Source organism: Paraburkholderia sp. FW306-02-B, assembly GCF_058782725.1.
In genome coordinates this window covers 3,857,453-3,881,126 of sequence record NZ_JBYSXZ010000001.1, presented here as the reverse complement: position 1 = coordinate 3,881,126, position 23,674 = coordinate 3,857,453, and the positions used below count along the sequence as shown (strand labels likewise).

General features: G+C 62.2%; 21 protein-coding genes. 14 read left to right on the top strand and 7 right to left on the bottom strand.

Features of this window, described 5'->3' with window-relative positions:
* The first annotated feature begins 8 nt into the window (after positions 1-8).
* The 5 genes from AC3WOG_RS17265 to AC3WOG_RS17245 all read left to right on the top strand — a co-directional run bounded on the left by AC3WOG_RS17265 (position 9) and on the right by AC3WOG_RS17245 (position 5,170).
* Positions 9-1,331, top strand: coding sequence for an ABC transporter substrate-binding protein (locus AC3WOG_RS17265; protein WP_492579108.1), 1,323 nt, complete (start codon positions 9-11; stop codon positions 1,329-1,331).
* A 116-nt stretch (positions 1,332-1,447) separates the two neighbouring features.
* Positions 1,448-2,383 carry a carbohydrate ABC transporter permease gene (locus AC3WOG_RS17260; protein ID WP_492579107.1) on the top strand — a complete coding sequence of 312 codons (936 nt, stop codon included), beginning with the start codon at positions 1,448-1,450 and terminating at the stop codon, positions 2,381-2,383.
* Complete coding sequence (locus AC3WOG_RS17255; RefSeq protein WP_492579106.1) at positions 2,380-3,264, top strand: carbohydrate ABC transporter permease; 885 nt, start codon at positions 2,380-2,382, stop codon at positions 3,262-3,264. Before AC3WOG_RS17260 ends, AC3WOG_RS17255 begins: the two co-directional genes overlap by 4 nt.
* Complete coding sequence (locus tag AC3WOG_RS17250; protein ID WP_492579105.1) at positions 3,261-3,974, top strand: HAD family hydrolase; 714 nt, start codon at positions 3,261-3,263, stop codon at positions 3,972-3,974. Before AC3WOG_RS17255 ends, AC3WOG_RS17250 begins: the two co-directional genes overlap by 4 nt.
* Positions 3,975-4,060: 86 nt before the next feature.
* A complete protein-coding gene (locus tag AC3WOG_RS17245) occupies positions 4,061-5,170 on the top strand; it encodes an ABC transporter ATP-binding protein (protein ID WP_492579104.1) in 1,110 nt (369 codons plus the stop codon).
* Positions 5,171-5,248: 78 nt separating this feature from the next.
* Here AC3WOG_RS17245 and AC3WOG_RS17240 read toward each other — a convergent pair whose 3' ends face one another.
* The 3 genes from AC3WOG_RS17240 to dalD all read right to left on the bottom strand — a co-directional run bounded on the left by AC3WOG_RS17240 (position 5,249) and on the right by dalD (position 9,344).
* Positions 5,249-6,196, bottom strand: coding sequence for a sugar-binding transcriptional regulator (locus AC3WOG_RS17240; protein WP_492579103.1), 948 nt, complete (start codon positions 6,194-6,196; stop codon positions 5,249-5,251).
* Positions 6,197-6,287: 91 nt separating this feature from the next.
* The gene (xylB, locus tag AC3WOG_RS17235) at positions 6,288-7,769 is read right to left on the bottom strand and encodes a xylulokinase (protein ID WP_492579102.1); all 1,482 of its coding nucleotides are present in this window, start codon (positions 7,767-7,769) and stop codon (positions 6,288-6,290) included.
* A 162-nt stretch (positions 7,770-7,931) separates the two neighbouring features.
* Positions 7,932-9,344: a D-arabinitol 4-dehydrogenase gene (dalD, locus tag AC3WOG_RS17230; protein WP_492579101.1), complete on the bottom strand. Its 1,413-nt coding sequence runs from the start codon at positions 9,342-9,344 to the stop codon at positions 7,932-7,934.
* Between the two features lie 351 nt (positions 9,345-9,695).
* Between dalD and AC3WOG_RS17225 the strand changes: the two genes are divergently transcribed.
* The 7 genes from AC3WOG_RS17225 (at position 9,696) to AC3WOG_RS17195 (ending at position 17,765) form a co-directional block, all read left to right on the top strand.
* Positions 9,696-10,676 (top strand): AraC family transcriptional regulator, encoded by a 981-nt coding sequence (locus AC3WOG_RS17225; RefSeq protein WP_492579100.1) that lies wholly within the window; start codon positions 9,696-9,698, stop codon positions 10,674-10,676.
* A gap of 121 nt (positions 10,677-10,797) precedes the next feature.
* Complete coding sequence (locus AC3WOG_RS17220; RefSeq protein ID WP_492579099.1) at positions 10,798-11,736, top strand: substrate-binding domain-containing protein; 939 nt, start codon at positions 10,798-10,800, stop codon at positions 11,734-11,736.
* 60 nt (positions 11,737-11,796) lie between these two features.
* Positions 11,797-13,317 (top strand): sugar ABC transporter ATP-binding protein, encoded by a 1,521-nt coding sequence (locus tag AC3WOG_RS17215; RefSeq protein ID WP_492579098.1) that lies wholly within the window; start codon positions 11,797-11,799, stop codon positions 13,315-13,317.
* A complete protein-coding gene (locus AC3WOG_RS17210) occupies positions 13,304-14,311 on the top strand; it encodes an ABC transporter permease (protein WP_492579097.1) in 1,008 nt (335 codons plus the stop codon). The genes AC3WOG_RS17215 and AC3WOG_RS17210 overlap by 14 nt, the downstream gene beginning before the upstream one ends.
* Positions 14,312-14,348: 37 nt before the next feature.
* Complete coding sequence (locus AC3WOG_RS17205; RefSeq protein ID WP_492579096.1) at positions 14,349-15,449, top strand: alcohol dehydrogenase catalytic domain-containing protein; 1,101 nt, start codon at positions 14,349-14,351, stop codon at positions 15,447-15,449.
* A gap of 37 nt (positions 15,450-15,486) precedes the next feature.
* The gene (locus AC3WOG_RS17200) at positions 15,487-17,031 is read left to right on the top strand and encodes an FGGY-family carbohydrate kinase (RefSeq protein WP_492579095.1); all 1,545 of its coding nucleotides are present in this window, start codon (positions 15,487-15,489) and stop codon (positions 17,029-17,031) included.
* Positions 17,028-17,765, top strand: a complete 738-nt coding sequence (locus AC3WOG_RS17195) for an SDR family oxidoreductase (RefSeq protein WP_492579094.1) — start codon at positions 17,028-17,030, stop codon at positions 17,763-17,765. The genes AC3WOG_RS17200 and AC3WOG_RS17195 overlap by 4 nt, the downstream gene beginning before the upstream one ends.
* 917 nt (positions 17,766-18,682) lie before the next feature.
* On the opposite strand, the gene kynA is transcribed toward AC3WOG_RS17195, so the two are convergent.
* From kynA to kynB, 3 genes are read right to left on the bottom strand one after another with little or no spacing between them, the layout of a single operon-like run.
* Entirely contained in the window at positions 18,683-19,609 is a 927-nt protein-coding gene (gene kynA / locus AC3WOG_RS17190; protein WP_492579093.1) for a tryptophan 2,3-dioxygenase, read from the bottom strand.
* Between the two features lie 10 nt (positions 19,610-19,619).
* Positions 19,620-20,870 (bottom strand): kynureninase, encoded by a 1,251-nt coding sequence (gene kynU, locus AC3WOG_RS17185; RefSeq protein WP_492579092.1) that lies wholly within the window; start codon positions 20,868-20,870, stop codon positions 19,620-19,622.
* Between the two features lie 28 nt (positions 20,871-20,898).
* Positions 20,899-21,549 carry an arylformamidase gene (gene kynB, locus AC3WOG_RS17180; protein WP_492579091.1) on the bottom strand — a complete coding sequence of 217 codons (651 nt, stop codon included), beginning with the start codon at positions 21,547-21,549 and terminating at the stop codon, positions 20,899-20,901.
* A 130-nt stretch (positions 21,550-21,679) separates the two neighbouring features.
* Between kynB and AC3WOG_RS17175 the strand changes: the two genes are divergently transcribed.
* Entirely contained in the window at positions 21,680-22,189 is a 510-nt protein-coding gene (locus AC3WOG_RS17175; protein ID WP_492579090.1) for an Lrp/AsnC family transcriptional regulator, read from the top strand.
* 54 nt (positions 22,190-22,243) lie between these two features.
* Here AC3WOG_RS17175 and AC3WOG_RS17170 read toward each other — a convergent pair whose 3' ends face one another.
* A complete protein-coding gene (locus AC3WOG_RS17170) occupies positions 22,244-22,753 on the bottom strand; it encodes a flavin reductase family protein (protein WP_492579089.1) in 510 nt (169 codons plus the stop codon).
* 293 nt (positions 22,754-23,046) lie between these two features.
* On the opposite strand from AC3WOG_RS17170, the gene msrA reads away from it, so the two are divergent.
* Positions 23,047-23,595, top strand: a complete 549-nt coding sequence (msrA, locus tag AC3WOG_RS17165; protein WP_492579088.1) for a peptide-methionine (S)-S-oxide reductase MsrA — start codon at positions 23,047-23,049, stop codon at positions 23,593-23,595.
* Positions 23,596-23,674: the final 79 nt, after the last annotated feature.

Here is a 23,674-nt window from a genome sequence, read left to right as displayed (position 1 = left end):
GACAAGACATGAAACCAGCTCTCAAATCCGCCCTGAAGGCGGTTAGTGCCGGCGCTGTCGCATGCGCCGCGTTGAACGCCTCGGCGGGCACGGTGACGATCGCGACGTTGAACAATCCGGACATGATCGAACTGAAGAAGCTGTCGCCCGCTTTCGAGCAGGCGAATCCGGACATCAAGCTGAACTGGGTGATTCTCGAAGAGAACGTGCTGCGTCAGCGCGCCACCACCGACATCACCACCGGCAGCGGCCAGTTCGACGTGATGACGATCGGCGCGTACGAAACGCCGCAATGGGGCAAGCGCGGCTGGCTCGCGCCGCTCACCGGCCTGCCCGCCGATTACGATCTGAACGACGTCGTGAAGACGGCCCGCGACGGCCTCTCCACCGGTGGCCAGTTGTACGCGCTGCCGTTCTACGTCGAAAGCTCGATGACGTACTACCGCAAAGACCTGTTCGCGGCGAAGGGCCTGAAGATGCCCGATCAGCCGACCTATGAGCAGATCGCGCAATTCGCCGACAAACTCACCGACAAAGCCAACGGCATGTACGGCATCTGCCTGCGCGGCAAGGCGGGCTGGGGCGAAAACATGGCGTATGGCACGACGGTGGTGAACACCTTCGGCGGGCGCTGGTTCGACGAGAAATGGAATGCGCAGCTCACGTCGCCGGAATGGAAGAAGGCGATCACGTTCTACGTCGATCTGCTGAAAAGAGACGGCCCTCCAGGAGCGAGCTCGAACGGCTTCAACGAGAACCTCACGCTGATGTCGTCGGGCAAATGCGCGATGTGGATCGACGCGACGGTGGCGGCCGGCATGCTCTATAACAAGCAGCAATCGCAGATCGCGGACAAGGTCGGTTTCGCCGCCGCGCCGATTGCGGTCACGCCGAAGGGTTCGCACTGGTTGTGGGCGTGGGCGCTGGCGATTCCGAAGTCGTCGAAGCAGCCGGACGCGGCGAAGAAGTTCATCACGTGGGCGACCTCGAAGCAGTACATCGAACTGGTGGCGAAGGACGAGGGCTGGGCTTCAGTGCCGCCGGGAACGCGTCAATCGACGTACGCGCGTCCTGAGTACAAGCAGGCTGCACCGTTCGGCGATTTCGTGCTGAAGGCGATCGAAACGGCCGACCCGGATCATCCGACGCTGAAGCCCGTGCCGTACACCGGTGTGCAGTTCGTCGGCATTCCTGAGTTCCAGTCGTTCGGCACGGTGGTCGGTCAGAGCATCTCCGGCGCGATTGCCGGACAGATGACGGTCGATCAGGCGCTGGCAGCCGGTCAGGCAACCGCCGACCGCGCGGTAAAACAGGCCGGGTATCAGAAGTAAGCCGCGCTGTAGGCAACCCAGTAACGTGAAACGCGCCGGCTGACGCCCGTCAGCCGGCTCACGCAGCACAGCGAGCCGTCCCGCTGGCCCGCGCATTACCGAACAGGTGGTCAATCATGCGTCCTCTGCGCCTGCCTCTCATGCATGCCCATCCCCAGACAGAAAAAGAACGCGAAGTCAGCAAGGCCAATTCCGCCCGCTGGCTAGTTTCGCCGTCCGTCGGCGTACTGGTGCTGTGGATGGCGATTCCGCTCGCGATGACGATCTGGTTTTCGTTCTCGCGCTACAACCTGTTGAATCCGGATCTCAAAGGCTTCGCCGGTTTCGACAATTACATATATCTCGCCAGCGACCCGTCGTTCGGGCCGTCGATCGGGCACACGCTCGAACTGATTATCTCGGTGCTGGTGATCACGGTGGTCGGCGGCGTGCTGATGGCGATCCTGTTCGACCGCAAGTTCTACGGTCAAGGCGTCGCGCGGTTGCTCGCGATCGCGCCGTTCTTCGTGATGCCGACTGTGAGCGCGCTGATCTGGAAGAACATGATCCTGCATCCGGTGTACGGCCTGGTAGCGAGCGGCATGCGCGCGATGGGCATGCAGCCGATCGACTGGTTCGCCGACTATCCGCTTACCGCTGTGATCATGATCGTCGCGTGGCAGTGGCTGCCGTTCGCGTTCCTGATTCTGTTCACCGCGATCCAGTCGCTCGATCAGGAGCAGAAGGAAGCGGCGCGCATCGACGGCGCGGGTCCGTTCTCGATGTTCTTCTACATCACGCTGCCGCACCTGAGACGGGCGATCGCGGTGGTGGTGATGATGGAAACGATTTTCCTGCTGTCGATCTTCGCCGAAATCTATACGACCACGGGCGGCGGTCCGGGCACCGCGACCACCAATCTGTCGTACCTGATCTATTCGTTGGGCCTGCAACAGTTCGACGTCGGTCTGGCGTCCGCGGGCGGCATTCTTGCTGTCGTGCTGGCCAACATCGTGTCGTTCTTCCTCGTGCGGATGCTCGCGAAGAACCTGAAAGGGGAGTACGAAAAATGAGCCACGTTGCCTCTACACCGGCGTCGAGCGCGGCGCCCGCTACTGCCATTACCGTGCCGGCCAAGTCGCCGTTCGACGCGATTCGCCGCGGCATTCCGGGCGTGATCGCCTGGCTGGTCGCGCTGCTCCTGTTCTTCCCGATCTTCTGGATGACGATCACCGCGTTCAAGACCGAGCAGCAGGCCTATTCGTCTTCACTGTTCTTCATCCCGACGCTCGATAGTTTTCGCGAGGTGTTCGCGCGCAGCAATTACTTTTCGTTCGCGTGGAATTCGGTGCTGATCTCGGCGGGCGTCACGGTGTTGTGCCTGATTCTCGCCGTGCCGGCCGCGTACGCGATGGCGTTCTTTCCGACGCGCCGCACGCAGAAAGTGCTGCTGTGGATGCTGTCGACCAAGATGATGCCGTCGGTCGGCGTGCTGGTGCCGATCTATCTGCTGTGGAAAAACAGCGGGCTGCTCGATACGGTGTCGGGTCTCGTGATCGTCTACACGCTGATCAATTTGCCGATTGCGGTGTGGATGTCGTTCACGTACTTCGCCGAAATTCCGCGCGACATTCTCGAAGCGGGGCGTATCGACGGCGCCGCGACCTGGCAGGAAATCGTCTATCTGCTGATGCCGATGTCGCTGCCGGGGCTCGCATCCACTGCGCTCCTGCTGGTGATCCTGTCGTGGAACGAAGCGTTCTGGAGCATCAACCTGTCGAGTTCGCACGCCGCGCCGCTGACCGTGTTCATCGCGTCGTATTCGAGTCCTGAGGGTCTGTTCTGGGCCAAGCTGTCCGCGGCTTCGCTGCTGGCGGTCGCGCCGATCCTGATCGTCGGCTGGTTGTCGCAGAAGCAACTGGTGCGTGGCCTCACCTTCGGGGCGGTCAAATGACGGCAGGCACGAGTGCAAGCACGAATGTAGGTCAGTTCGCGCTGATCTGCGATTGCGACGGCGTGCTGATCGACAGCGAAGCCGTGGCGGCGCACATGCTGGTGCACGAACTGGAAGCGCGCTGGCCCGATACCGACGTCGAGCCGGTGGTGCTGCCGCTGCTCGGTTTGCGCATCGAGAAGGTGCTGCAAGGCACGGCGACGCAACTCGGCAAAAGCCTGTCCGCCGACGATATCGATGCGATCCGGCGGGCCGTGGAAGCGGCGGCGATGCAGGCGCACACGGTCGAGGGCATCGAGGCCGCTCTGGCGCAGGTGCCGTTGACCAAAGGGTGCGCGAGCAACAGCTTCCGGCCGTATGTGGAGTCGGTGCTGGCGCGCACCGGCCTTGTCAGGTTTTTCGGCAATCGCATTTTTTGCGCCGACGCGGTGCCGAATCCGAAACCCGCGCCCGACGTTTATCTGGCCGCGGCGCGAGGTCTCGGTTTGGCGCCCTCGGCATGCCTCGTGGTCGAAGACAGCGTCACAGGTGTGACGGCCGCGACCGCTGCGGGCATGACGGTGCTGGGCTTCATCGGCGGCGGTCATGCGAGCGATGCGCAGATCGACGCGTTGCACGCGGCCGGCGCGCGCCATGTATTCGACGACATGCAGCAGTTGCCGGAACTGGTCGCGCAATGGACGCTGAGCGTGGCAGCGGCCACGCCCTGAGCGCGGTCAAAACCGCAGCATATCCAACGAATCCAAGCAGCTAGAGCAACGGAAACGCAACACACAGCATTACACGGAGACACATCATGGCAAGCCTGACTCTGCGCAATATCGCGAAGCGCTACGACGACAACGAAGTGATGCGCGACATTAACCTCGACATCGCTGACGGCGAGTTCGTCGTGTTCGTGGGCCCGAGCGGTTGCGGTAAATCGACGCTGATGCGGATGATCGCCGGCCTCGAAGACATCAGCGGCGGCGATCTGACCATCGACGGCGTGCGTGTGAACGACATTCCGCCCGCCAAGCGTGGCATCGCGATGGTGTTCCAGTCGTACGCGCTGTATCCGCACATGACGCTGTACGACAACATGGCGTTCGGCCTGAAACTCGCGGGCACCAGGAAGCCCGAGATCGACGTGGCGGTGCGCAACGCGGCGAAGATTCTGCACATCGACCATCTGCTCGATCGCAAACCGAAGCAGCTTTCGGGCGGTCAGCGTCAGCGCGTCGCGATCGGCCGCGCGATTACCCGCAAGCCGAAGGTGTTCCTGTTCGACGAACCGCTGTCGAACCTCGACGCCGCGCTGCGCGTGAAGATGCGCCTCGAATTCGCGCGTCTGCACGACGAATTGAAGACGACCATGATCTACGTGACGCACGATCAGGTCGAGGCGATGACGCTGGCCGACAAGATCGTCGTGCTGTCGGCGGGGAACGTCGAGCAGGTCGGCAGCCCGACGATGCTCTATCACGCGCCGGCCAACCGTTTCGTCGCGGGCTTCATCGGCTCGCCGAAAATGAACTTCATGGAAGGTGTGGTGCAGTCGGTGTCGCGCGACGGCGTCACGGTGCTCTATGACACCGGCGAGACGCAGCGCGTCGCGGTGGAACCGTCCACCGTCAAGCAGGGCGACAAGGTGACGGTGGGGATTCGTCCGGAGCATCTGCATGTCGGCACGACTGAAGACGGCGTCTCGGCCCGCACGATGGCAGTCGAGTCGCTCGGCGACGCCGCCTATCTGTACGCGGAATCGAGCGTCGCGCCGGATGGGTTGATTGCGCGGATTCCGCCGCTCGATCGCCAGTCGAAAGGCGCGACGCAGAAACTCGGCGCGACGCCGGAGCACTGCCATCTGTTCGACAGCGAAGGCAAAGCATTCCAGCGCAAGATTGTCGAAGTACTGGCCGCGTGACGATCAGGAAAGCGGCGGACGCGCCGCTTTCTTTTTATTCACGCACGAGGATCGTGGAAGTCCGGCTCGGCACCGCGTTCAGGCGTCGAGCGCCGCCCGTGCGCACAGTTCGTCCGTCACGAGTCCCGACAGCCAGCCGCCTTTCAGTACCGCGATCACCGCTTCGCGCTTGCGCGCACCGCCGGCAAAGCCGATGGTCGGGCGCTTGGGCGGCGTGTCGAGCGCGATGCTGGTGACGCGCCGGCCGGTCGGCGATTCGACGTGCGCGCCGGCGGCGTCGATCGGCAGGCCGAGCATTTCGGCGACCGCGCCGTTCTGCATCAACTCCTTCACTTCCGCCGACGTAATGAAGCCGTCTTCGTGCAGCGGACACTTCGGCCCGATATTGCCGATGCCGACAAACGCGACATCCGCCTGAGCCGACAGCGATTCGACGATCCGGTACAGCCGGTGATTGCACCACTGCGCGCGCTCGGCTTCGCTATCGGCGAGTAGCGGCGCGGGCAGCAGAAAATGCTTGCCGCCGGTCTTCTCGGAAATGTGCAGCGCGACGTCGTAGCGGTTCGAGGAGCCGTCCGAGGCGATCGCCCCGACCATCGATACCAACCGGTGCTGCGGACGCTCCAGCTGCGCGATCTGATCGACCGCGGCCTTCAGCGTGCGGCCGCTGCTGACCGCGACCACCATCGGCTTTTCTTCGCCGAGATAGCGCTCCATCACCTGAGCGCCGGCCACCGCCAGCTTGCGGTCGACTTCCTCCGTCGTGTCGCTGTCGATCGGCACGACTTCGCACATGCTCAGGCCGTAGCGTTTCGACAGCTGATCGGCGAGCGCGAGGCAATCGGCCAGTTGATGATCGACCCGCACGCGGATCAGATTCTTCTCCACCGCGAAGGCGACCAGCCGTTGCGCGACCGGGCGCGACACCTGCAGTTTCTCGGCGATTTCGCTCTGGGTATTGCCGGCGACGTAGTAAAGCCACGCGGCGCGCGTGGCGAGGTCGAGTTTTTCGGTGGACTTGGGCACGGTGACGTTTCGCTTTTAGTGCGCCGATGATAGCAGCCGATGCTCGCCTCGCAACGTATCGCAACGTGAGCAGCGGCTGCGGTTTTCCGGGTTAGGCGAGCGGCTGCCGCGCCGGGTCGAACAGCGGCCGCACATGGCGGTAGAGCGCGCGATACGCTTCTAGGCGCGTGCGTAGCTCGGCATGCCGTTGCGGGTTCGGCGTGAACTCCTTTTCGATCGGCGGTTTGGTCAGCACCTTGGCGGGGTCGCCGCCGGCCGCCAGCCAGCCGAGGCGAGCCGCGCCCAGCGCCGCGCCGGTTTCGCCACCGCCGTGCTTGCGGGTGGCAGTGGCGAGCGCATCGGCGAGCAGTTGGGCCCAGTAGTCGCTGCGTGCGCCGCCGCCCAGCAGCGAGAGCGCCTTCGCCTCGGTGCCGGCCGCGCGCAACGCGTCGAGGCCATCGGTCAAGGCGAGCGTGACGCCTTCGAGCACCGCATAGCCGAGCGACGCGCGATCGGTCGCGTGGTTCATGCCGAAGAACACGCCTTGCGCATACGGATCGTTATGCGGCGTGCGTTCGCCCGAGAGATACGGCAGGAATAGCGGCGCGGTGTTCAACGCGGCGGGTGCGAGCGCCTCGATTTCGGCGAGCAGCGTCGGTTCGTCGGTGGAGGTGAGCTTGCAGACCCAGCGCAGACAACTCGCAGCCGACAGCACCACGCTCATCTGATGCCAGCGATCCGGAATTGCGTGGCAGAACGCATGCACCGCGGAGGCCGGATTCGGTCTGAAACTATCGCCGACCACGCACAGCACGCCCGACGTGCCGAGCGACACGAAGCCGTCGCCGGGTTGCGTCGCGCCGATGCCGATCGCGCTGGTCGCATTGTCGCCGCCGCCGGCCGCGACGATCACGCCGTCGCTCAGGCCGAATTCACGTGCCACTTCGGGCCGCAGGGTGCCGGATGGCTCGCTGCCTTCGCACAACCGCGGCATCTGCGCGCGCGTCATGTCGCAGGCGGCGAGCAGCGAATCGGACCAGTCGCGTTTGGCGACGTCGAGCCACAGCGTGCCGGCCGCATCCGATGGATCGGAGACCTTGCCGCCGGTCAGTTGCAGACGCAGGTAATCCTTCGGCAGCAGCACGCAGGCGGTCTGCGCGAAGATTTCCGGTTCATGACGCGCGACCCATAGCAGCTTCGGCGCGGTGAACCCCGGCATCGCCAGATTGCCCGCGACGCGGTGCAGTTCCGGTGCGCGCTCGGTCAGTTCCGCGCACTCCTTGTCGCTGCGCATGTCGTTCCACAGGATCGCGGGCCGCAGCACGCGATCTCGCGCGTCGAGCAGCACGGCGCCGTGCATCTGCCCCGACAGGCCGATGCCGCGAATCTGAGCGAATTCGTCGGGATGTCTGGCGCGCAAGGCCGCCAATGCCGTGCGCGTGCCGGCCCACCAGTCGGCGGGATTCTGTTCGGCCCAACGCTGATGCGGACGCGAAACGGTAAAGGGTGAGCCCGCGGTGCCGATCACGCGTCCATCGGAGGCGAGCAGCAGGACTTTCACTTCGGACGTGCCGAGGTCGATGCCAAGATACATGGGCGCGGAACCTTCGTCGTTAGAGATGCGCTACTTTAGCCGCACATGGCGGGCGGTGCCATGCGCATTAAGCCTGGCACCGTGGTGAGTTGATGCGGCGCCAGCCACGGCGCGGGTCGCCGCACTAGACGCCGCATTAGACGTCACATTAGCCGCGCTGAATCAAGCCGCGCCGCGTTTGCCGAGCCACACGTCGACGCGCGCCAATGCGCCCGCCAACGCCGATTCCAGTTCGGGCGTCTGCGCCATGCTGCCCCACAGCAGCCGGTCCGCGGCGAACGCCTGCAACGGATCGGGCGCCGCAAAAAAGCCCCGCGCGACGCGCTCGTCCATCACGCCATCCTGATACGCATACGGCAGCTTGCCGGCTTGCCAGCGGTCGAGGAAGCGGAAGAACAACGCCGGCAGCATCGCAGTCGCCGCCGGTGTGGCGCCGCGCTCGAAGCATTCGGCGAGCGTCGGCGCGATAAAGCCGGGGAGCTTCGAAAAGCCATCGGCCGCGACGCGTTGATTAGTGTCCTGGATATACGGATTGCTGAAGCGTTCGAGCACCACGTCGCGATAGCGTTCGAGATCGAGCGGACTCGGCGTGAGACAGGCAATCACGTCTTCGGTCACGTAATCGAAGGCGAACTGGCGAATGTCCCGGTCCAGCGTGCCTTCGTGGATGTAGTTCAGGCCGGCCAGGGTCCCCGCCCACGCGATGCAGCTATGCGTCGCGTTGAGAATACGGATCTTGGCTTCCTCGTATGGCATCACGGAGTCGACCAGTTCCGCGCCAACCTTTTCCCAGGCCGGACGTCCAGCAATAAACCGGTCTTCGATCACCCATTGGATGAACGCCTCGCCCATCACCGGGCACGCGTCGTCCACACCAGTGGCGGCTTTGACGCGCTCGCGCACGTCCGGGGTGGGGCGCGGCGTAATGCGATCGACCATCGAGCTGGGGCACAGGGTGTTGTCGTCGAACCATTGCGCGAGTTCTTCCGCGCCGCGCCGTTCGAGAAACTCGCTCATCCCCGCGTGAAACCGCTCGCCGTTGCTGCGCAGGTTGTCGCAGGTCTGCAGCGTGACCGGACCGGCGCCGCGCTTCATGCGCGCGTCGAGAATCGCCGCGAGCGCGCCGTAGATCGTGGTGTGGCCGCCTTTCAGATCGGCGGCGAGATCGGCGTTGGCAGTGTCGAGTTGGTCCCGTTCGTCGAGGTAATAGCCGCCCTCGGTGACGGTGAACGCGATGATCTTGCAGGCCGGATCGGCGCCGGCTTCGATCAGCGCATCGAGACTCTCGGACCACGGCACCACGCGCTCGATCGAACGAATCGTCTCGTACGCGCGTTCGCCCTGCGGCGTGACGGTCTCGAGCGTATAGACACCTTTTTGCGCGGCAAGCGCATCGAGTACCGCGTTCATGTCGCTGCGAATATTGCCGACCGTTAGCGACCAATGCGGCTCGCCGGCCGGCCGCGCCTCGTTCAATCGATGGAGGTACCACGCCTGATGCGCGCGATGGAACGATCCCGCGCCGATGTGCAGGATCACCTGTGCGGCCGCGCCGCTGCCTTGCCCGCTGTTCATGTGCGTCTCCTGAATGTCCTTGATCGCACGGCTTGGAGCGTGCGTTTTTCTTGGGTGGAGCATTTGCTCTGTATGTGAGCGAATGATCGTACCCGCCGAAACGAAAGTCAAGCCGACGTGAACGGCTTTTCGTGGCGCGGCGCGGCGTGACGGGGTCGCTGGCGGCATGGGCTGTCAGGCAACGCGTTATGGGTCGCGTCTGAGCGAGCCTGTTGCATCGCATCAAATTTGACTTGAAGCGCGCCAGGACTAACCCGAATGCAAAAAAGTATCGGTCCGCGGTTTCATTTTTAGTGGTGGATGACGCGATAGAAGTCTACTTTTCGCTATACAAGACAAGAGGAGAACGCGATGCAGCCCGATCTCGAAATCGTTGCCGTCCGCCGCGACGAATCGTTCAAAGTGTGGTCGCATGGCTATCCGTATCGCACGGTGCGCTGGCACTTTCATCCCGAATACGAAATCCATCTGATCGTGGCGACGACCGGCAAGATGTTCGTCGGCGACCATATCAGCGGCTTTGCGCCCGGCAACCTGGTGTTGATGGGCCCGAACCTGCCGCATAACTGGGTCAGCGACGTGCCGGAAGGCGAGACTATCGCGCAGCGCAATCTGGTTGTGCAATTCAGCCAGGAATTCGTGTCGGGCTGTCTCGAGAGTTTTCCGGAATGGCGTCAGGTCGAAGCACTGCTCGCCGATTCGCGCCGCGGCGTGTCGTTCGGCGCGCAAACGAGCGCGGCGATCCAGCCGTTGTTTCTCGAATTGCTGGCGGCGCGCGGGCTGCGCCGTCTCGTGCTGTTCATGTCGATGCTGGAAATACTGATGAACGCGGAGGATCGCGAGACGCTCGCGAGCCCTGCATACCAGGCCGATCCAACGGGCTTCGCGTCGACCCGCATCAATCACGCGTTGTCGTATATCGGCAAGAACCTCTCGGGCGAGTTGCGCGAATCGGATCTGGCGCAGCTCGCCGGGCAGAGTATCAGTGCGTTTTCACGTTACTTTCGCCGTCATACCGGGCTGCCGTTCGTGCAGTACGTGAACCGGATGCGCATCAATCTCGCGTGCCAGTTGCTCACGGACGATGACCTGAGCGTGACCGATATCTGCTTCAAGGCGGGCTTTAACAATCTGTCGAATTTCAATCGACAGTTCCTCGCGGTCAAGGGCATGGCGCCTTCGAAGTTTCGCCGCTATCAGCAACTGAACGACGCGAGCCGCGACGCTTCCGAAGAAGCGGCGGCGCGCGGCGCGGGCATCGACGATGCCCCGGCGATCGTGCCGGCGCCTGGTTTGCCTCGCACCGTAGCCGCCGCTTATCCACCGACGTAGCCATACGTCGCCCCGCCTAAGCGATAAGCCGAAGCGTTTCATTTCACCCGCGTTTCAACCCGCATCGCGCTGTTCAGGACAGTGTGAGGGGCGTGCTCACTTTTAAATAACGGAGACAACCATGACGCAATTCCAGTTCACTTCGAAGCAGACGTCGTTGAAGGCATTCGCGGCGCTCGCGCTCGGCCTGTCGTTCATCGCCGCGCCTGCTGCACAAGCCACGCCGTTGAAAATCGGCATGACGTTCCAGGAGCTGAACAACCCGTACTTCGTGACGATGCAAAAGGCGTTGAACGACGCGGCGGGGACGATGGGCGCAACGGTGGTCGTCACCGACGCGCATCACGACGTCAGCAAACAGGTTAGCGACGTCGAAGACATGCTGCAAAAGAAGATCGACATCCTGCTCGTGAATCCGACCGATTCGACCGGCATTCAGTCGGCGGTGAGCTCGGCGAAGAAGGCGGGCGTCGTCGTGGTCGCCGTCGATGCAAACGCGAACGGTCCGGTCGATTCGTTCGTCGGGTCGAAGAACTTCGACGCGGGGCAGATGGCGTGCGAGTACCTGGCGAAGTCGATCGGTGGCAGCGGTGAAGTGGCGATTCTCGACGGCATTCCGGTCGTGCCGATTCTCGAACGCGTGCGCGGCTGCAAGGCGGCGCTCGCGAAAGTGCCGGGCGTGAAACTCGTCGATACGCAGAACGGCAAGCAGGAACGCGCGACGGCGCTGTCCGTCACCGAGAACATGATCCAGGCGCATCCGAATCTGAAGGGCGTGTTCAGCGTGAACGACGGTGGCTCGATGGGTGCGCTCTCGGCGATCGAAGCGTCGGGCAAGGATATTAAGCTCACCAGTGTCGACGGTGCGCCGGAAGCGATTGCCGCGATCCAGAAACCGAATTCGAAGTTCATCGAAACCTCCGCACAGTTCCCGGCTGACCAGGTGCGCATCGCGCTCGGCGTCGCGTTGGCGAAGAAGTGGGGCGCCAATGTGCCGAAAGCGATTCCGGTCGACGTGAAGATGGTCGACAAGAGCAATGCGAAGGGCTTCAGCTGGTAAGTCGAGTGCGAGTTGCCGCGCTCTTCCGGAGTGCAGCAGCTCGCCGCAGAGGAGGACCCGATGGACACGATTCTCAAACTCGATCAGATCACCAAAAGCTTTCCCGGCGTGAAGGCGCTGCAAGCTATTCACCTGGACATTGCGCGCGGCGAGATTCACGCATTGCTCGGCGAAAACGGCGCGGGCAAATCGACACTGATGAAGATCCTGTGCGGCATCTATCAGCCGGACGAAGGCACCATCACGATTGACGGCCAGGTGCGCCACTTCACGAACTATCACGATGCGGTCGCCGCGGGCGTCGGCATCGTGTTTCAGGAGTTCAGCCTGATTCCGTATCTGAACGCGGTGGAGAATATGTTTCTCGGCCGCGAGTTGAAAAACGGTTTGGGTCTGCTCGAACGCGGCAAGATGCGGCGCGCGGCAGCGGCGATTTTCGAGCGGCTCGGTGTCGCGATCGATCTGTCGGTGCCGATTCGCGAGTTGTCGGTCGCGCAGCAGCAGTTCGTCGAAATCGGCAAGGCGTTGTCGCTGGAAGCGCGCATTCTGATTCTGGATGAGCCGACCGCAACGCTCACGCCCGCGGAAGCCGAGCATCTGTTCGCGATCATGCGCGAGCTGAAACAGCAGGGCGTCGCGATGATTTTCATCTCGCATCACCTCGAAGAGATTTTCGAGGTGTGCGACCGCATTACGGTGCTGCGCGACGGCCAGTATGTAGGCATGACCGAGGTCGCGCAATCCGATGTGGGCCGCCTGGTCGAGATGATGGTGGGGCGCCGCATCGAAAGCAGTTTTCCGCCTAAGCCGCCGTTGCGCGCCGACGCGAAGACCGTGCTCGAAGTCGACAAGCTGCAATTGCTTGAAGACAGTCCGGTGCTGAGTTTTTCGTTGCGCGAGGGAGAGATTCTCGGCTTCGCCGGACTGGTCGGTTCGGGCCGCACGGAAACCGCGCTGGCCGTGATCGGCGCGGACCCGGCATACGTGAAGGAAATCCGCATCAATGGCACGGCCGCGAAGCTATCCGATCCCGCCGACGCGTTGCGAGCCGGCGTCGGCATCCTGCCCGAAAGCCGCAAGACCGAAGGCCTGATCACCGATTTCTCGATCAAGCAGAACATCTCGATCAACAACCTCGGCAAGTACCGCTCGCTGCGTTTCTTCATCGACCAGCGCAGCGAAGCGCGCGCGACCGCCGACATCATGAAGCGCGTGGGCGTCAAGGCGCCGACGATGCATACCGAGGTCGCCACGCTCTCAGGCGGCAATCAGCAGAAGGTGGTGATCGCGCGCTGGCTGAATCACCACACCAACATCCTGATCTTCGACGAACCGACCCGAGGCATCGACGTCGGCGCCAAAGCCGAAATCTATCTGCTGATGCGCGAACTCACCGCGCGCGGCTACTCGATCATCATGATCTCGTCCGAACTGCCGGAGATCGTCGGCATGTGCGACCGCGTCGCCGTGTTCCGGCAGGGCCGCATCGAGGCGCTGCTCGAAGGCGACGGGATCGACTCGAACGCCGTGATGACCTATGCAACAGCCGGCACCCGTGGAGCAACACATGAACACGCCTAATCCTTCTTCTTCGCCGAAAACGTCGACCGTCAACGGCGACACGCTGGACGCTCCACTGCGTCTTACATGGACCGCTTTGAAACGCTCGACGCTGTTCTATCCGTTCATCGGCTTGGCTGTGGTTTGCATCGTGATGGTGTTCGCAAGCAACAGTTTTCTCTCCGGCGCGAACCTGGAGAACGTGCTGCGCCAGGTGTCGATCAACGCGATCATCGCCGTCGGTATGACGTGCGTGATTCTGACCGGCGGGATCGATCTGTCGGTTGGGTCGGTGATGGCGCTGGCGGGCACGCTCGCCGCTGGTTTGATGGTAGCGGGGATGAATGCGGTGGCTGCTTTGGCGATCGGCATGGCAGTCGGTCTGGGCTTCGGCGCTGCCAACGGTTTCTTCGTTGCGTTCGCCGGCATGCCGCCGATCATCGTCACGCTCGCGACGATGGGTATCGCGCGCGGTCTCGCGCTGATCTACACCGGCGGCTACCCGATCGACGGTTTGCCTGACTGGGTCAGCTTCTTCGGCAGCGGCAAGATCCTCGGCATTCAGGCGCCGGTCGTGATCATGCTGGTGATCTATGCGATCGCGTGGGTGTTGCTCGAACGCATGCCGTTCGGACGCTACGTGTACGCGATCGGCGGCAACGAGCAGGCGACGCGTCTGTCCGGTGTGCGCGTGGCGCGCGTGAAGCTGATTGTCTACACGCTTGCCGGGTTGACTTCCGCTTTCGCCGCCATCGTGTTGACCGCGCGCTTGATGAGCGGCCAGCCGAACGCGGGCGTCGGCTTCGAACTCGACGCCATCGCCGCGGTGGTAATGGGCGGTACCTCGATCTCCGGCGGACGTGGCTCGATCATCGGCACGTTGATTGGTGCGCTGCTGCTCGGCGTGCTGAACAACGGCCTGAACATGGTCGGCGTGAACCCTTATGTGCAGAACGTGATCAAGGGCGGAATCATTTTGCTCGCGATTTACATCAGCCGCGACCGCAGAAAGTAACGCTTCTCCGACTTCCTCTTTTTAGCAGGATCATGCAATGACAAACCACGACGACTCGCAAACCGACCAGCAGAACATGACAGCCATCGTCTGCCACGCGCCGAAAGACTACCGCGTTGAGCGAGTAACGAAGCCTCATGCTCGCGCTCATGAACTGGTGATTCGCATCGCCGCATGCGGCATCTGCGCGAGCGATTGCAAATGCCACTCGGGCGCGAAGATGTTTTGGGGCGGGCCGAGCCCGTGGGTTAAAGCGCCGGTGATTCCGGGCCACGAGTTCTTCGGGTTCGTCGAGGAAATCGGCGAAGGCGCGGCCGACCATTTCGGCGTGAAAATCGGCGACCGCGTGATCGCCGAACAGATCGTGCCGTGCGGCAAGTGCCGCTATTGCATATCCGGTCAGTACTGGATGTGCGAGGTGCACAACATCTTCGGCTTCCAGCGCGAAGTCGCGGACGGCGGTATGGCCGAGTACATGCGCATTCCGCCGACCGCGATCGTCCACCCGATCCCCGACGGCATCTCGCTCGAAGACGCCGCGATCATCGAGCCGTTGGCGTGCGCCATTCATACGGTGAATCGCGGCGACCTGCAACTCGACGACGTGGTGGTGATCGCGGGCGCCGGGCCGCTTGGTCTGATGATGACGCAAATCGCGCATCTGAAGACGCCGAAGAAGCTGGTCGTAATCGATCTGGTGGAAGAGCGCCTTGCGCTCGCGCGCGAATACGGCGCTGACGTGACGATCAATCCGAAACAGGACGACGCGTTGGCCATCATCCATTCGCTGACGGACGGCTACGGTTGCGACGTGTACATCGAAACGACCGGCGCGCCGATCGGCGTCAACCAGGGCATGGACATGATTCGCAAGCTCGGGCGTTTCGTCGAGTTTTCGGTGTTCGGCGCGGAGACTACGCTGGACTGGTCGGTGATCGGCGACCGCAAGGAACTCGACGTGCGCGGCGCGCATCTCGGGCCATACTGTTATCCGATTGCGATCGATCTGCTGGCGCGTGGGCTTGTGACGTCGAAGGGCATTGTCACGCACGGCTTTTCGCTGGAAGAATGGGACGAGGCGATCAAGGTCGCGAACTCGCTCGACTCGATCAAGGTATTGATGAAGCCGCGTGCCTGAGCGTTCAAAGCATAAGCGGCACATAAACGGAGACTGTATGGACTACGTCATCGGCGTCGATATCGGCACGCAGAGCACCAAGGCGCTACTGGTCGATCAGCACGGCGCGATCGTCGCGCAGCATGCGTCGGGCTACCAGCCCGATACGCCCAAGCCGCTATGGGCTGAACAGTGGCCGGCGGTGTGGTTGAAGGCGGTGGTCGAGTGCATCGCCGCGTGCGTGGAGAAAGCGAAAACGGCGGGTGTCACGGCGAAGTCGATCAAGGCGGTGTGCGTGAGCAGCCTGTACGGCGGCTCCGGCATTCCAGTCGATAGCGACATGCGGCCGCTCTATCCGTGTCTGATCTGGATGGACCGGCGTGCCACCGACCAGGTCGAATGGGTGCGCAACAACGTCGATCTCGAACGCCTCCATACGATTACCGGCAATGGCGTGGACAGCTATTACGGCTACACGAAGATGCTGTGGCTGCGCGATCACGCGCCGGACGTGTGGGCGCATACGCGTTATTTCCTGCCACCCAATGCGTATGTGATCTACATGCTGACCGGCGAGGTTGCGGTCGATCATAGTTCGGCGGGCAACATCGGCGGCATCTACGACATCGCGAAGCGCGACTGGTCGGATGAAGCGCTCGACATGCTCGGCATTCCCGCGACGATGATGCCGGAGCGGCTGGTGGAATCGTCTGACGTGGTGGGCAGATTGCTGTCGCAGTGGACCGAACAGCTGGGACTGGCGGCGGGCACGGCAATCGTCGCGGGCGGCGTCGACGCGGCGGTGGCGACGTTCGCCGCGGGCGTCACGCGCGCAGGGCAGCACGTCGCGATGATCGGCACGAGTATGTGCTGGGGCTATATCAATCAGAGCGTCGATGCGCGGCATGGCTTGATCAGCATGCCGCATGTGTTCAACGGGCAGCGCGACATCTACATTTTCGGCGGCGCGATTACGGCGGGTGCGTCGGTGACGTGGTATCGCGAGCAGTTCTGCCACGCGGAGACTGAGGCGGCGCGCGCGACGCCGCATGGTGATCCGCATCGTTTGCTCGAAGAAGCTGCTTCTGGGATTCCAGCGGGTGCCGACGGCGTGGTGTTTTTGCCGTATCTGATGGGCGAGCGCAGTCCTGTGTGGGATGCCAAGGCGAGCGGGGCGTTTGTCGGCTTGAGCCTGTTTCACACGCGGGCGCATCTGTATCGAGCGGTTCTCGAGGGCGTGTCCTTCGCGCTGAAACACAACATCGAAGCGGGACGTAAAGGCGCGCAATCGCTGGATGACAAGTTGATCGTGGTGGGCGGCGCCGCGCATTCGGATTTGTGGATGCAGATCATTGCGGACATTACCGGCTATCCGGTGTACACGATCGAGCAGGAGGTGGAAGCGGCGATGGGCGCGGCATTGCTGGCTGGCGTCGGTGTCGGTCTGGTGTCGCGTGAAAAGGCGCAGGGCGGGTGGGTGACGCTGATCGAGCGCGCGCAACCTGACGCGGCGCGGATGGCTTTGTACGAGCGGCGGTTCGGCGTTTATACGGATTTGTATCCGGCGTTGAAGCCGGTCATGCATCGGCTGCAGACATCATGAATGCTACTTTTGATTTTTCTGGTCGATCGATCCTGGTCACGGGTGCGTCGAGCGGAATTGGACGGGCTACTGTTGAAGCGTTGTGCGCGTCCGGCGCGAACGTGGTCGCTGCGGCACGGAATGTGAATGAGCTCGCGCGATTAGCTGAGGAAACGGGCTGCGAACCTTTGATGCTCGATGTAAGCGATGAGTCCGCTATCGACGATGCCTTGGGTTCGCTCGAGGCGTTTGACGGGCTCGTGAACTGTGCGGGGATTGCTTTGCTTGAGCGCGCGGTTGATACGACCGGCGCGAGTTTCGATCGCGTGATGGGGGTGAACGCGCGTGGGGCGGTGTTGGTTGCCAGGCATGTAGCTCGCGGGATGATCGAAGCAAAACGCGCTGGCAGCATAGTGAATGTTTCAAGTCAGGCTGCGCTCGTGGCGCTCGATGATCATTTGAGTTATTCCGCTTCCAAGGCGGCGCTCGACGCTGTGACGCGTGCTTTGTGTATCGAACTGGGGCCTTTCGGCATTCGGGTGAATAGCGTCAATCCTACGGTGACTTTGACGCCGATGGCCGTGCAGGCATGGAGTGATCCGGCTAAGCGGGAGCCCGCTTTGATGGCTATTCCTATAAGGCGCTTCGCTGAACCTGTTGAGGTGGCAATGCCCATTGCGTTTTTGTTGAGTGAGGCGGCTTCCATGATTAGCGGGGTTTGTTTGCCGGTTGACGGGGGGTATACCGCTAGGTGATGTTTTTTTGCCTTCGCGGCGCTAGGGTTGTTCGCCTGCGGCGTTGGCCTTTCCTTGTTTTGTTATTGGTTTATTAGCGTTCCCCCTGTGCGGGGGAGCACCTACTTTTCTTTGCCGGCCGCAAAGAAAAGTAGGCAAAAGAAAGCGGCTCAAACCGCTAGCTCTTAAGCGGGTCCCCTGGCTTGGAGGAGGCAGTGGAGCATCTGGAATCGGTGTTCTCGCGCACTCCGCGCCGGTGACAAGGCAGTCATTCTTCCCGCGGCGCTGCGCGCGCCGTGGCGGTGCTTCTCAAAACCGATTGGGTGTACGCGCTTCCCGCATCATTCTTCCCGCCTCGCACTGCGTGCTTGCCGGAAGGGGCTGCCAGGCAAACCAGTGGCTTCGCCTCGCTTTGGTTTGGTGGGATCCCTCGGCTTCACCTTGGCGATGTCCGGGTGGGAAATGAGGTGAGGCTGGCTTCGTGAGCTTGCGAATGTCGTGCTGCACGCAATGTGAAAATGCATAAACTCACGGCCTGCAGGTCACGGCATAGATAAAACCGCGCAAGCCAGAATCGTCCGCCGGGTCTGTGAAGTACCGCAGCGGCGCGCGCAGCGCCGCCGGAAGTATGACTGCCTTGTCACTGACGCTGAATGTGCGAGAACACAGATTCCAGATGCTCCACTGTCCTCTCCAAGCCAGGGGACCCGCTTAAGAATTGGCGGTGTGAGCCGCTTTCTTTTGCCTACTTTTCTTTGCGGCCGGCAAAGAAAAGTAGGTGCCCCCCGCACAGGGGGAACGCTAATAAACCAAAAAGAAAGCAAGGAAAGGCCAACGCCGTAGGCAAACAGCCAGATAGCGCCGCGAAGGCAAAAAAGCAAGGAAAGGCCACTGCCGTAGGCGAACACCCCAACCAGGCGCTACGCGCAAAACCCCCCCTATAACATTGTCCTCACATGCCAAAGCTCAGGAAACAAAACCACATCCAGCATCTTGCGCAGATAAGGCGCGCCACTAGTCCCGCCTGTGCCCTGCTTAAACCCAATAATCCTCTCAACAGTAGTCACATGCCGGAACCGCCATTGGCGAAACGCATCCTCGAGATCGACGAGCTCCTCGGCCATCTCATACAACTCCCAATGCTGCGAAGGATTCCGATAAACCTCCAGCCAGGCCGCTTCGACAGAAGCATCATGAGTGGTAGGCTGAGTCCAATCCCGCTCCAACCTGGAAGGTGAAATAGCAAACCCACGACGAGCCAGTAGCCGAACTACCTCGTCATAAAACGAGGGCGCCTCAAGCGAAGCCTTAACCTCGGCAAAAACATCGGCCCGATGCGCATGCGGCTTGAGCATCTGCTCATTCTTGTTGCCCAGCAAAAACTCAATCTGCCGATACTGATAAGACTGAAACCCAGATGAGCTGCCGAGATAAGGCCGCATCGCCGTGTACTCGGACGGCGTCATCGTCGCGAGAACACTCCATGCCTGGACTAGCTGCTCCATAATCCGCGATACGCGAGCGAGCATCTTGAACGCCGGCGGCAACTCATCGCGATGCACCGCCTTCAGCGCAGCGCGCAACTCATACAACGCGAGCTTCATCCACAACTCACTTGTCTGATGCTGAATGATGAACAGCATCTCGTTGTGATCCGGCGACAACGGGTGCTGCGCATCCAGCACCGTCCCCAGCGACAGATAATCGCCGTAACTCATCGATTCCGAGAAATCGAGTTGCGCGTCGTGCCAGCCATCGTCTGAAGCGGTGCCAGCAGCACCGGCAGCAGCACTACCATGCCCAAACGGGCAACCCTGTACGGGTTTCTCTTCCGGCAGTCCCGGCGTTTGCATGTGATCGGTCATCGCGTGCTCCTCAGGTCACAGCGCCGCGTGCGGCAAATTCCGGTGCCCGCCAGGTCTCTTGCGTCAGCACATTACGTAGCGTTTCCACTGCGTCCCATACATCGACAAAGCGCGTATACAGCGGCGTAAATCCAAACCGCAACACATGCGGCTCGCGATAGTCGCCGATCACGCCACGCGCGATCAGCGCCTGCATCACTTCATAACCGTGCGGATGCTCGAAGCTCGCATGCGAGCCGCGTTGCGCGTGCGCACGCGGCGTCACGAGCTGCAAAGGAAACTCGCCGCAACGCGCTTCAACGAGTTCGATGAACAGATCGGTCAGCGCGAGCGACTTCGCGCGGATCGTCTGCATATCCGTCTGCAGGAACACGTCGAGCCCGCATTCGACCAGCGCCATCGACACCATCGGCTGCGTGCCGCACAAGAAGCGGCCAATACCGTCATCGGGTTGATACGCCGGGTCCATTTTGAACGGCGCGCGATGCCCCCACCAGCCGGACAGCGGTTGCGCAAACTCGTTCTGATGACGCTGCGGCACCCATACGAACGCCGGCGAACCCGGGCCGCCATTCAGATACTTATACGTGCAGCCCACCGCGTAGTCCGCGCCAACACCATTCAGGTCGACCGGCACCGCGCCCGCCGAATGCGCGAGGTCCCACAACGCGAGGGTGCCCTTGTCGTGGATGAGTTTGGTCAGCGCCGCCATGTCGTGCATGTAGCCGGTGCGATAGTTCACGTGCGTGATCATCGCGATCGCGGTGTCGTCGCCGATCGCGGCGGGCAGCTCGGACGGATCGTCGACGAGACGCAATTCATAACCGCGGTCGAGCTGTTCGATCAAGCCCTGCGCGATGTACAGGTCAGTTGGGAAATTCGAACGCTCGGAGACGATCACGCGACGCTTCGGATCGCGCGCGTTCGCCACGCGCACGGCCGCCGAGAGCAGCTTGAACAGGTTGATCGAAATCGTATCGGTGACGACCACTTCGTTGTCGGCAGCACCAATCAGCGGCGCGAGCTTGTTGCCAAGGCGGCGCGGCAATTCGAACCAGCCGGCGGTGTTCCAGCTACGGATCAGGCCTTCGCCCCATTCTGCGGCGATCACGGTCTGCGCGCGTCGAGCGGCGGCGGACGGCGGCACGCCGAGCGAGTTGCCGTCGAGGTAGATGGTGGTCGGCGACAGCGCGAACTGGTCGCGCAGCGCGGCGAGCGGGTCGGCGCGGTCGAGCGCCAGTGCTTCGTCACGGTGGTTCATGGTGGTCCAGTCAGAGAGATAAGAGAAATCAGAGCGATTCGGGCAGCGATTTGGGCAGCGTCCGCAATACAGCGCGCACGGGGCTCGCATCGAGTGTGGTCAGCTTGAGCGGCAGCGCGATCAGTTCGTAGTCGCCGGGCGCAACGGCATCCAGCACGATGCCTTCGAGAATCGCCATGCGATGCGCACGGATCCGGTGGTGCGCATCCATCGTCTTCGATTCCTGCGGATCGAGCGACGGCGTGTCGATGCCGATCAGCTTGACGCCACAGGCCGCCAGCAGGTCGATGGTTTCCGGCGCGACCGCGCAGAAAGCGCTGTCCCAGGCAGCAGTCGGTGCGTTTTTGTAAGTGCGTAGTAAGACGCGCGGCGGCAGATCGTCGAGCGAGCCGGCCAGGTGTTGTGGCGTCACAACAGGCGAGGCGCCGATGCAGTGAATCACGCGGCAGCGGCCAAGGTAAGCATCGAGCGGCACCTGGCCGATCGCGGCGCCTTCGGCGTCGTAGTGCAACGGCGCGTCGGTGTGGGCGCCGGTGTGCGGCGACAGTGTCAGCCGCGCGACGTTGACGGGCGAGCCCGCCTCCATGCGCCACACGCGTTCGATACCGACTGGCGTATCGCCAGGCCAGACGGGCGTCGCGGTATCGACGGCGGGGGTGATGTCCCAGAGTGTGTCCATGTCTCCATCGGCTAGGTGTGTCTATTGGGGAATGATAGGCGGCTTGTCGCGAAATGTGATTGCGAAAAAATCTCCTTCTTAGCCTTGTCTTGGAACATAATTTGAGTCAAATGGGAAAGGGAGACCGAATATGAACGCGATCTCGCTCGACGCCACCGATTGCCGTATCTTGACGGTGCTTCAGCAAGAAGGACGGATCAGCAATCTCGACCTGGCGGAGCGCATCTCGCTCTCGCCGTCGGCCTGTCTACGGCGTCTGCGCCTGCTGGAGGAGCAGGGCGTCATCGAGCATTACCGCGCATGTCTGAACCGCGAAGTGCTGGGTTTCGAACTGGAAGCGTTTGTGCAGGTGTCGATGCGCAACGACCAGGAGAACTGGCACGAACGTTTTGCGGAGGCGGTGCGGGATTGGCCGGAAGTGGTCGGCGCGTTTGTCGTGACCGGCGAGACCCATTATCTGCTGCGGGTGCTCGCGCACAATCTCAAACACTATTCGGATTTCGTGCTGCAGCGCCTGTATAAGGCGCCGGGCGTGATGGATATTCGCTCGAATATCGTGCTGCAGACGCTGAAGGAAGATTCGGGTGTGCCGGTGTCGCTAGTGAAAAAAACCACTGGCCACAGCGCGCCGCATAACTGAGCGTGGCCGCCGTCGCCTGTCGTCGCTTGCTTGTAAAGCGCGGCGGCGCCGCGTTCAGATCGATTTGAGTCCGTGGAACTGGCCGTTCTGGAAGATCAGCGGCGCTATTTCCGCGGCACTCTCGTGCACGCCGCAGCGCTCCACCTCGCCGACGAAAATCACGTGGTCGCCTTCTTCATAGCGGCTGCGGTTATGGCATTCGAACCACGCAAGCGCACCGTCGAGCACCGGCATGCCGGTGTCGCCCTGCGCGTGCGACACGCCTTCGAAGCGGTCACCCTTCACGGTGGCGAAGCGTTTGCACAGATCGAGTTGCGACGCGGCCAGCACGTTGACGACATAATGACTGTTCGCCTGGAACACTGGCATCGACGCCGAGCGCGTCGCGAGGCTCCACAACACCAGCGGCGGATCGAGCGAAACCGAATTGAACGAGCTGGCCGTGATGCCGATCAACTGGCCGGATGCCGCGCGCGTTGTAATAACGGTGACGCCTGTAGCGAATTGGCCGAGCGCCTGTTTGAAGGCGGGTTGGTCGAAGTTAGGCGGGCTGGCGCGCTTCATTGGACGAAAGCCTTCCGCGCAAGCCGGGTGAACCCCGGGGTGAACCCATCGCGCGCGTGGCCGGAAACAAATGATTCGAAAGTCATAGTGAAAATCGTCGATTTGTCCCAATTTTAACTGCAATCGCGGCAGACCGGCCGCGGCCCCTGCCGTTAAGTGGAAAAACCGCTAAGCTGGAAAGTCGCGATAGCGGCACGAGCGTTGCGGGTAAGCGGGTATTGAGCAAACGTCAGCGGCAAGCCTCAGGCGAACAACCGGCCCCGGCCGACTACGAGTATCAAGGAGCGAGCAGCATGAGTCAGACAGGCGAAGTCGCCACCCTCGGTGGCGGGTGTTTCTGGTGCCTCGAAGCGGTGTATCTGGGCGTCGAAGGCGTGAACTCGGTGGAATCGGGCTATGCGGGCGGAAAGACGCGGCAGCCGACCTATGAACAGGTCTGCGACGGCGAGACTGGCCATGCGGAAGTCGTGAACGTCGATTTCGATCCCGCGAAGATCGGCTATCGCGAGATTCTCGACATCTTCTTTGCGATTCACGATCCGACCCAGTTGAACCGGCAAGGCAATGACGTCGGCACGCAATACCGCTCGGTGATTTTCACGAACTCCGACGCGCAGCGCGAGACGGCGCTGCAAGCGATTCGTGAGATCGGCGCCGAAGGGATTTACGACGGCCAGATCGTCACCCAGGTGCTGCCGCTCGACGGTAACTACTGGCCGGCCGAGGCGTATCACCAGAACTACTTTGCGCAGCATCCGAACCAGGGGTACTGCTCGTTCGTGGTGGCGCCGAAGGTCGCGAAGTTTCGTCAGAAGTTCGCGCATCGGATCAGGGCTAACTGAGCGGTGCGAGTGGCGGCTCAAGTCGACGGACGGCCTGGGCAGTGGCCCAGTGAGCCGCTTGTTGCTGGGCTGTCAGCCG

Coding starts and splice junctions, on each gene's coding strand:
- AC3WOG_RS17265 (WP_492579108.1), top strand. CDS start 9: ATGAAACCAGCTCTCAAATCCGCCCTGAAGGCGGTTAGTGCCGGCGCT.
- AC3WOG_RS17260 (WP_492579107.1), top strand. CDS start 1,448: ATGCGTCCTCTGCGCCTGCCTCTCATGCATGCCCATCCCCAGACAGAA.
- AC3WOG_RS17255 (WP_492579106.1), top strand. CDS start 2,380: ATGAGCCACGTTGCCTCTACACCGGCGTCGAGCGCGGCGCCCGCTACT.
- AC3WOG_RS17250 (WP_492579105.1), top strand. CDS start 3,261: ATGACGGCAGGCACGAGTGCAAGCACGAATGTAGGTCAGTTCGCGCTG.
- AC3WOG_RS17245 (WP_492579104.1), top strand. CDS start 4,061: ATGGCAAGCCTGACTCTGCGCAATATCGCGAAGCGCTACGACGACAAC.
- xylB (WP_492579102.1), bottom strand. CDS start 7,769: ATGTATCTTGGCATCGACCTCGGCACGTCCGAAGTGAAAGTCCTGCTG.
- dalD (WP_492579101.1), bottom strand. CDS start 9,344: ATGAACAGCGGGCAAGGCAGCGGCGCGGCCGCACAGGTGATCCTGCAC.
- AC3WOG_RS17225 (WP_492579100.1), top strand. CDS start 9,696: ATGCAGCCCGATCTCGAAATCGTTGCCGTCCGCCGCGACGAATCGTTC.
- AC3WOG_RS17220 (WP_492579099.1), top strand. CDS start 10,798: ATGACGCAATTCCAGTTCACTTCGAAGCAGACGTCGTTGAAGGCATTC.
- AC3WOG_RS17215 (WP_492579098.1), top strand. CDS start 11,797: ATGGACACGATTCTCAAACTCGATCAGATCACCAAAAGCTTTCCCGGC.
- AC3WOG_RS17210 (WP_492579097.1), top strand. CDS start 13,304: ATGAACACGCCTAATCCTTCTTCTTCGCCGAAAACGTCGACCGTCAAC.
- AC3WOG_RS17205 (WP_492579096.1), top strand. CDS start 14,349: ATGACAAACCACGACGACTCGCAAACCGACCAGCAGAACATGACAGCC.
- AC3WOG_RS17200 (WP_492579095.1), top strand. CDS start 15,487: ATGGACTACGTCATCGGCGTCGATATCGGCACGCAGAGCACCAAGGCG.
- AC3WOG_RS17195 (WP_492579094.1), top strand. CDS start 17,028: ATGAATGCTACTTTTGATTTTTCTGGTCGATCGATCCTGGTCACGGGT.
- kynA (WP_492579093.1), bottom strand. CDS start 19,609: ATGACCGATCACATGCAAACGCCGGGACTGCCGGAAGAGAAACCCGTA.
- kynU (WP_492579092.1), bottom strand. CDS start 20,870: ATGAACCACCGTGACGAAGCACTGGCGCTCGACCGCGCCGACCCGCTC.
- kynB (WP_492579091.1), bottom strand. CDS start 21,549: ATGGACACACTCTGGGACATCACCCCCGCCGTCGATACCGCGACGCCC.
- AC3WOG_RS17175 (WP_492579090.1), top strand. CDS start 21,680: ATGAACGCGATCTCGCTCGACGCCACCGATTGCCGTATCTTGACGGTG.
- AC3WOG_RS17170 (WP_492579089.1), bottom strand. CDS start 22,753: ATGAAGCGCGCCAGCCCGCCTAACTTCGACCAACCCGCCTTCAAACAG.
- msrA (WP_492579088.1), top strand. CDS start 23,047: ATGAGTCAGACAGGCGAAGTCGCCACCCTCGGTGGCGGGTGTTTCTGG.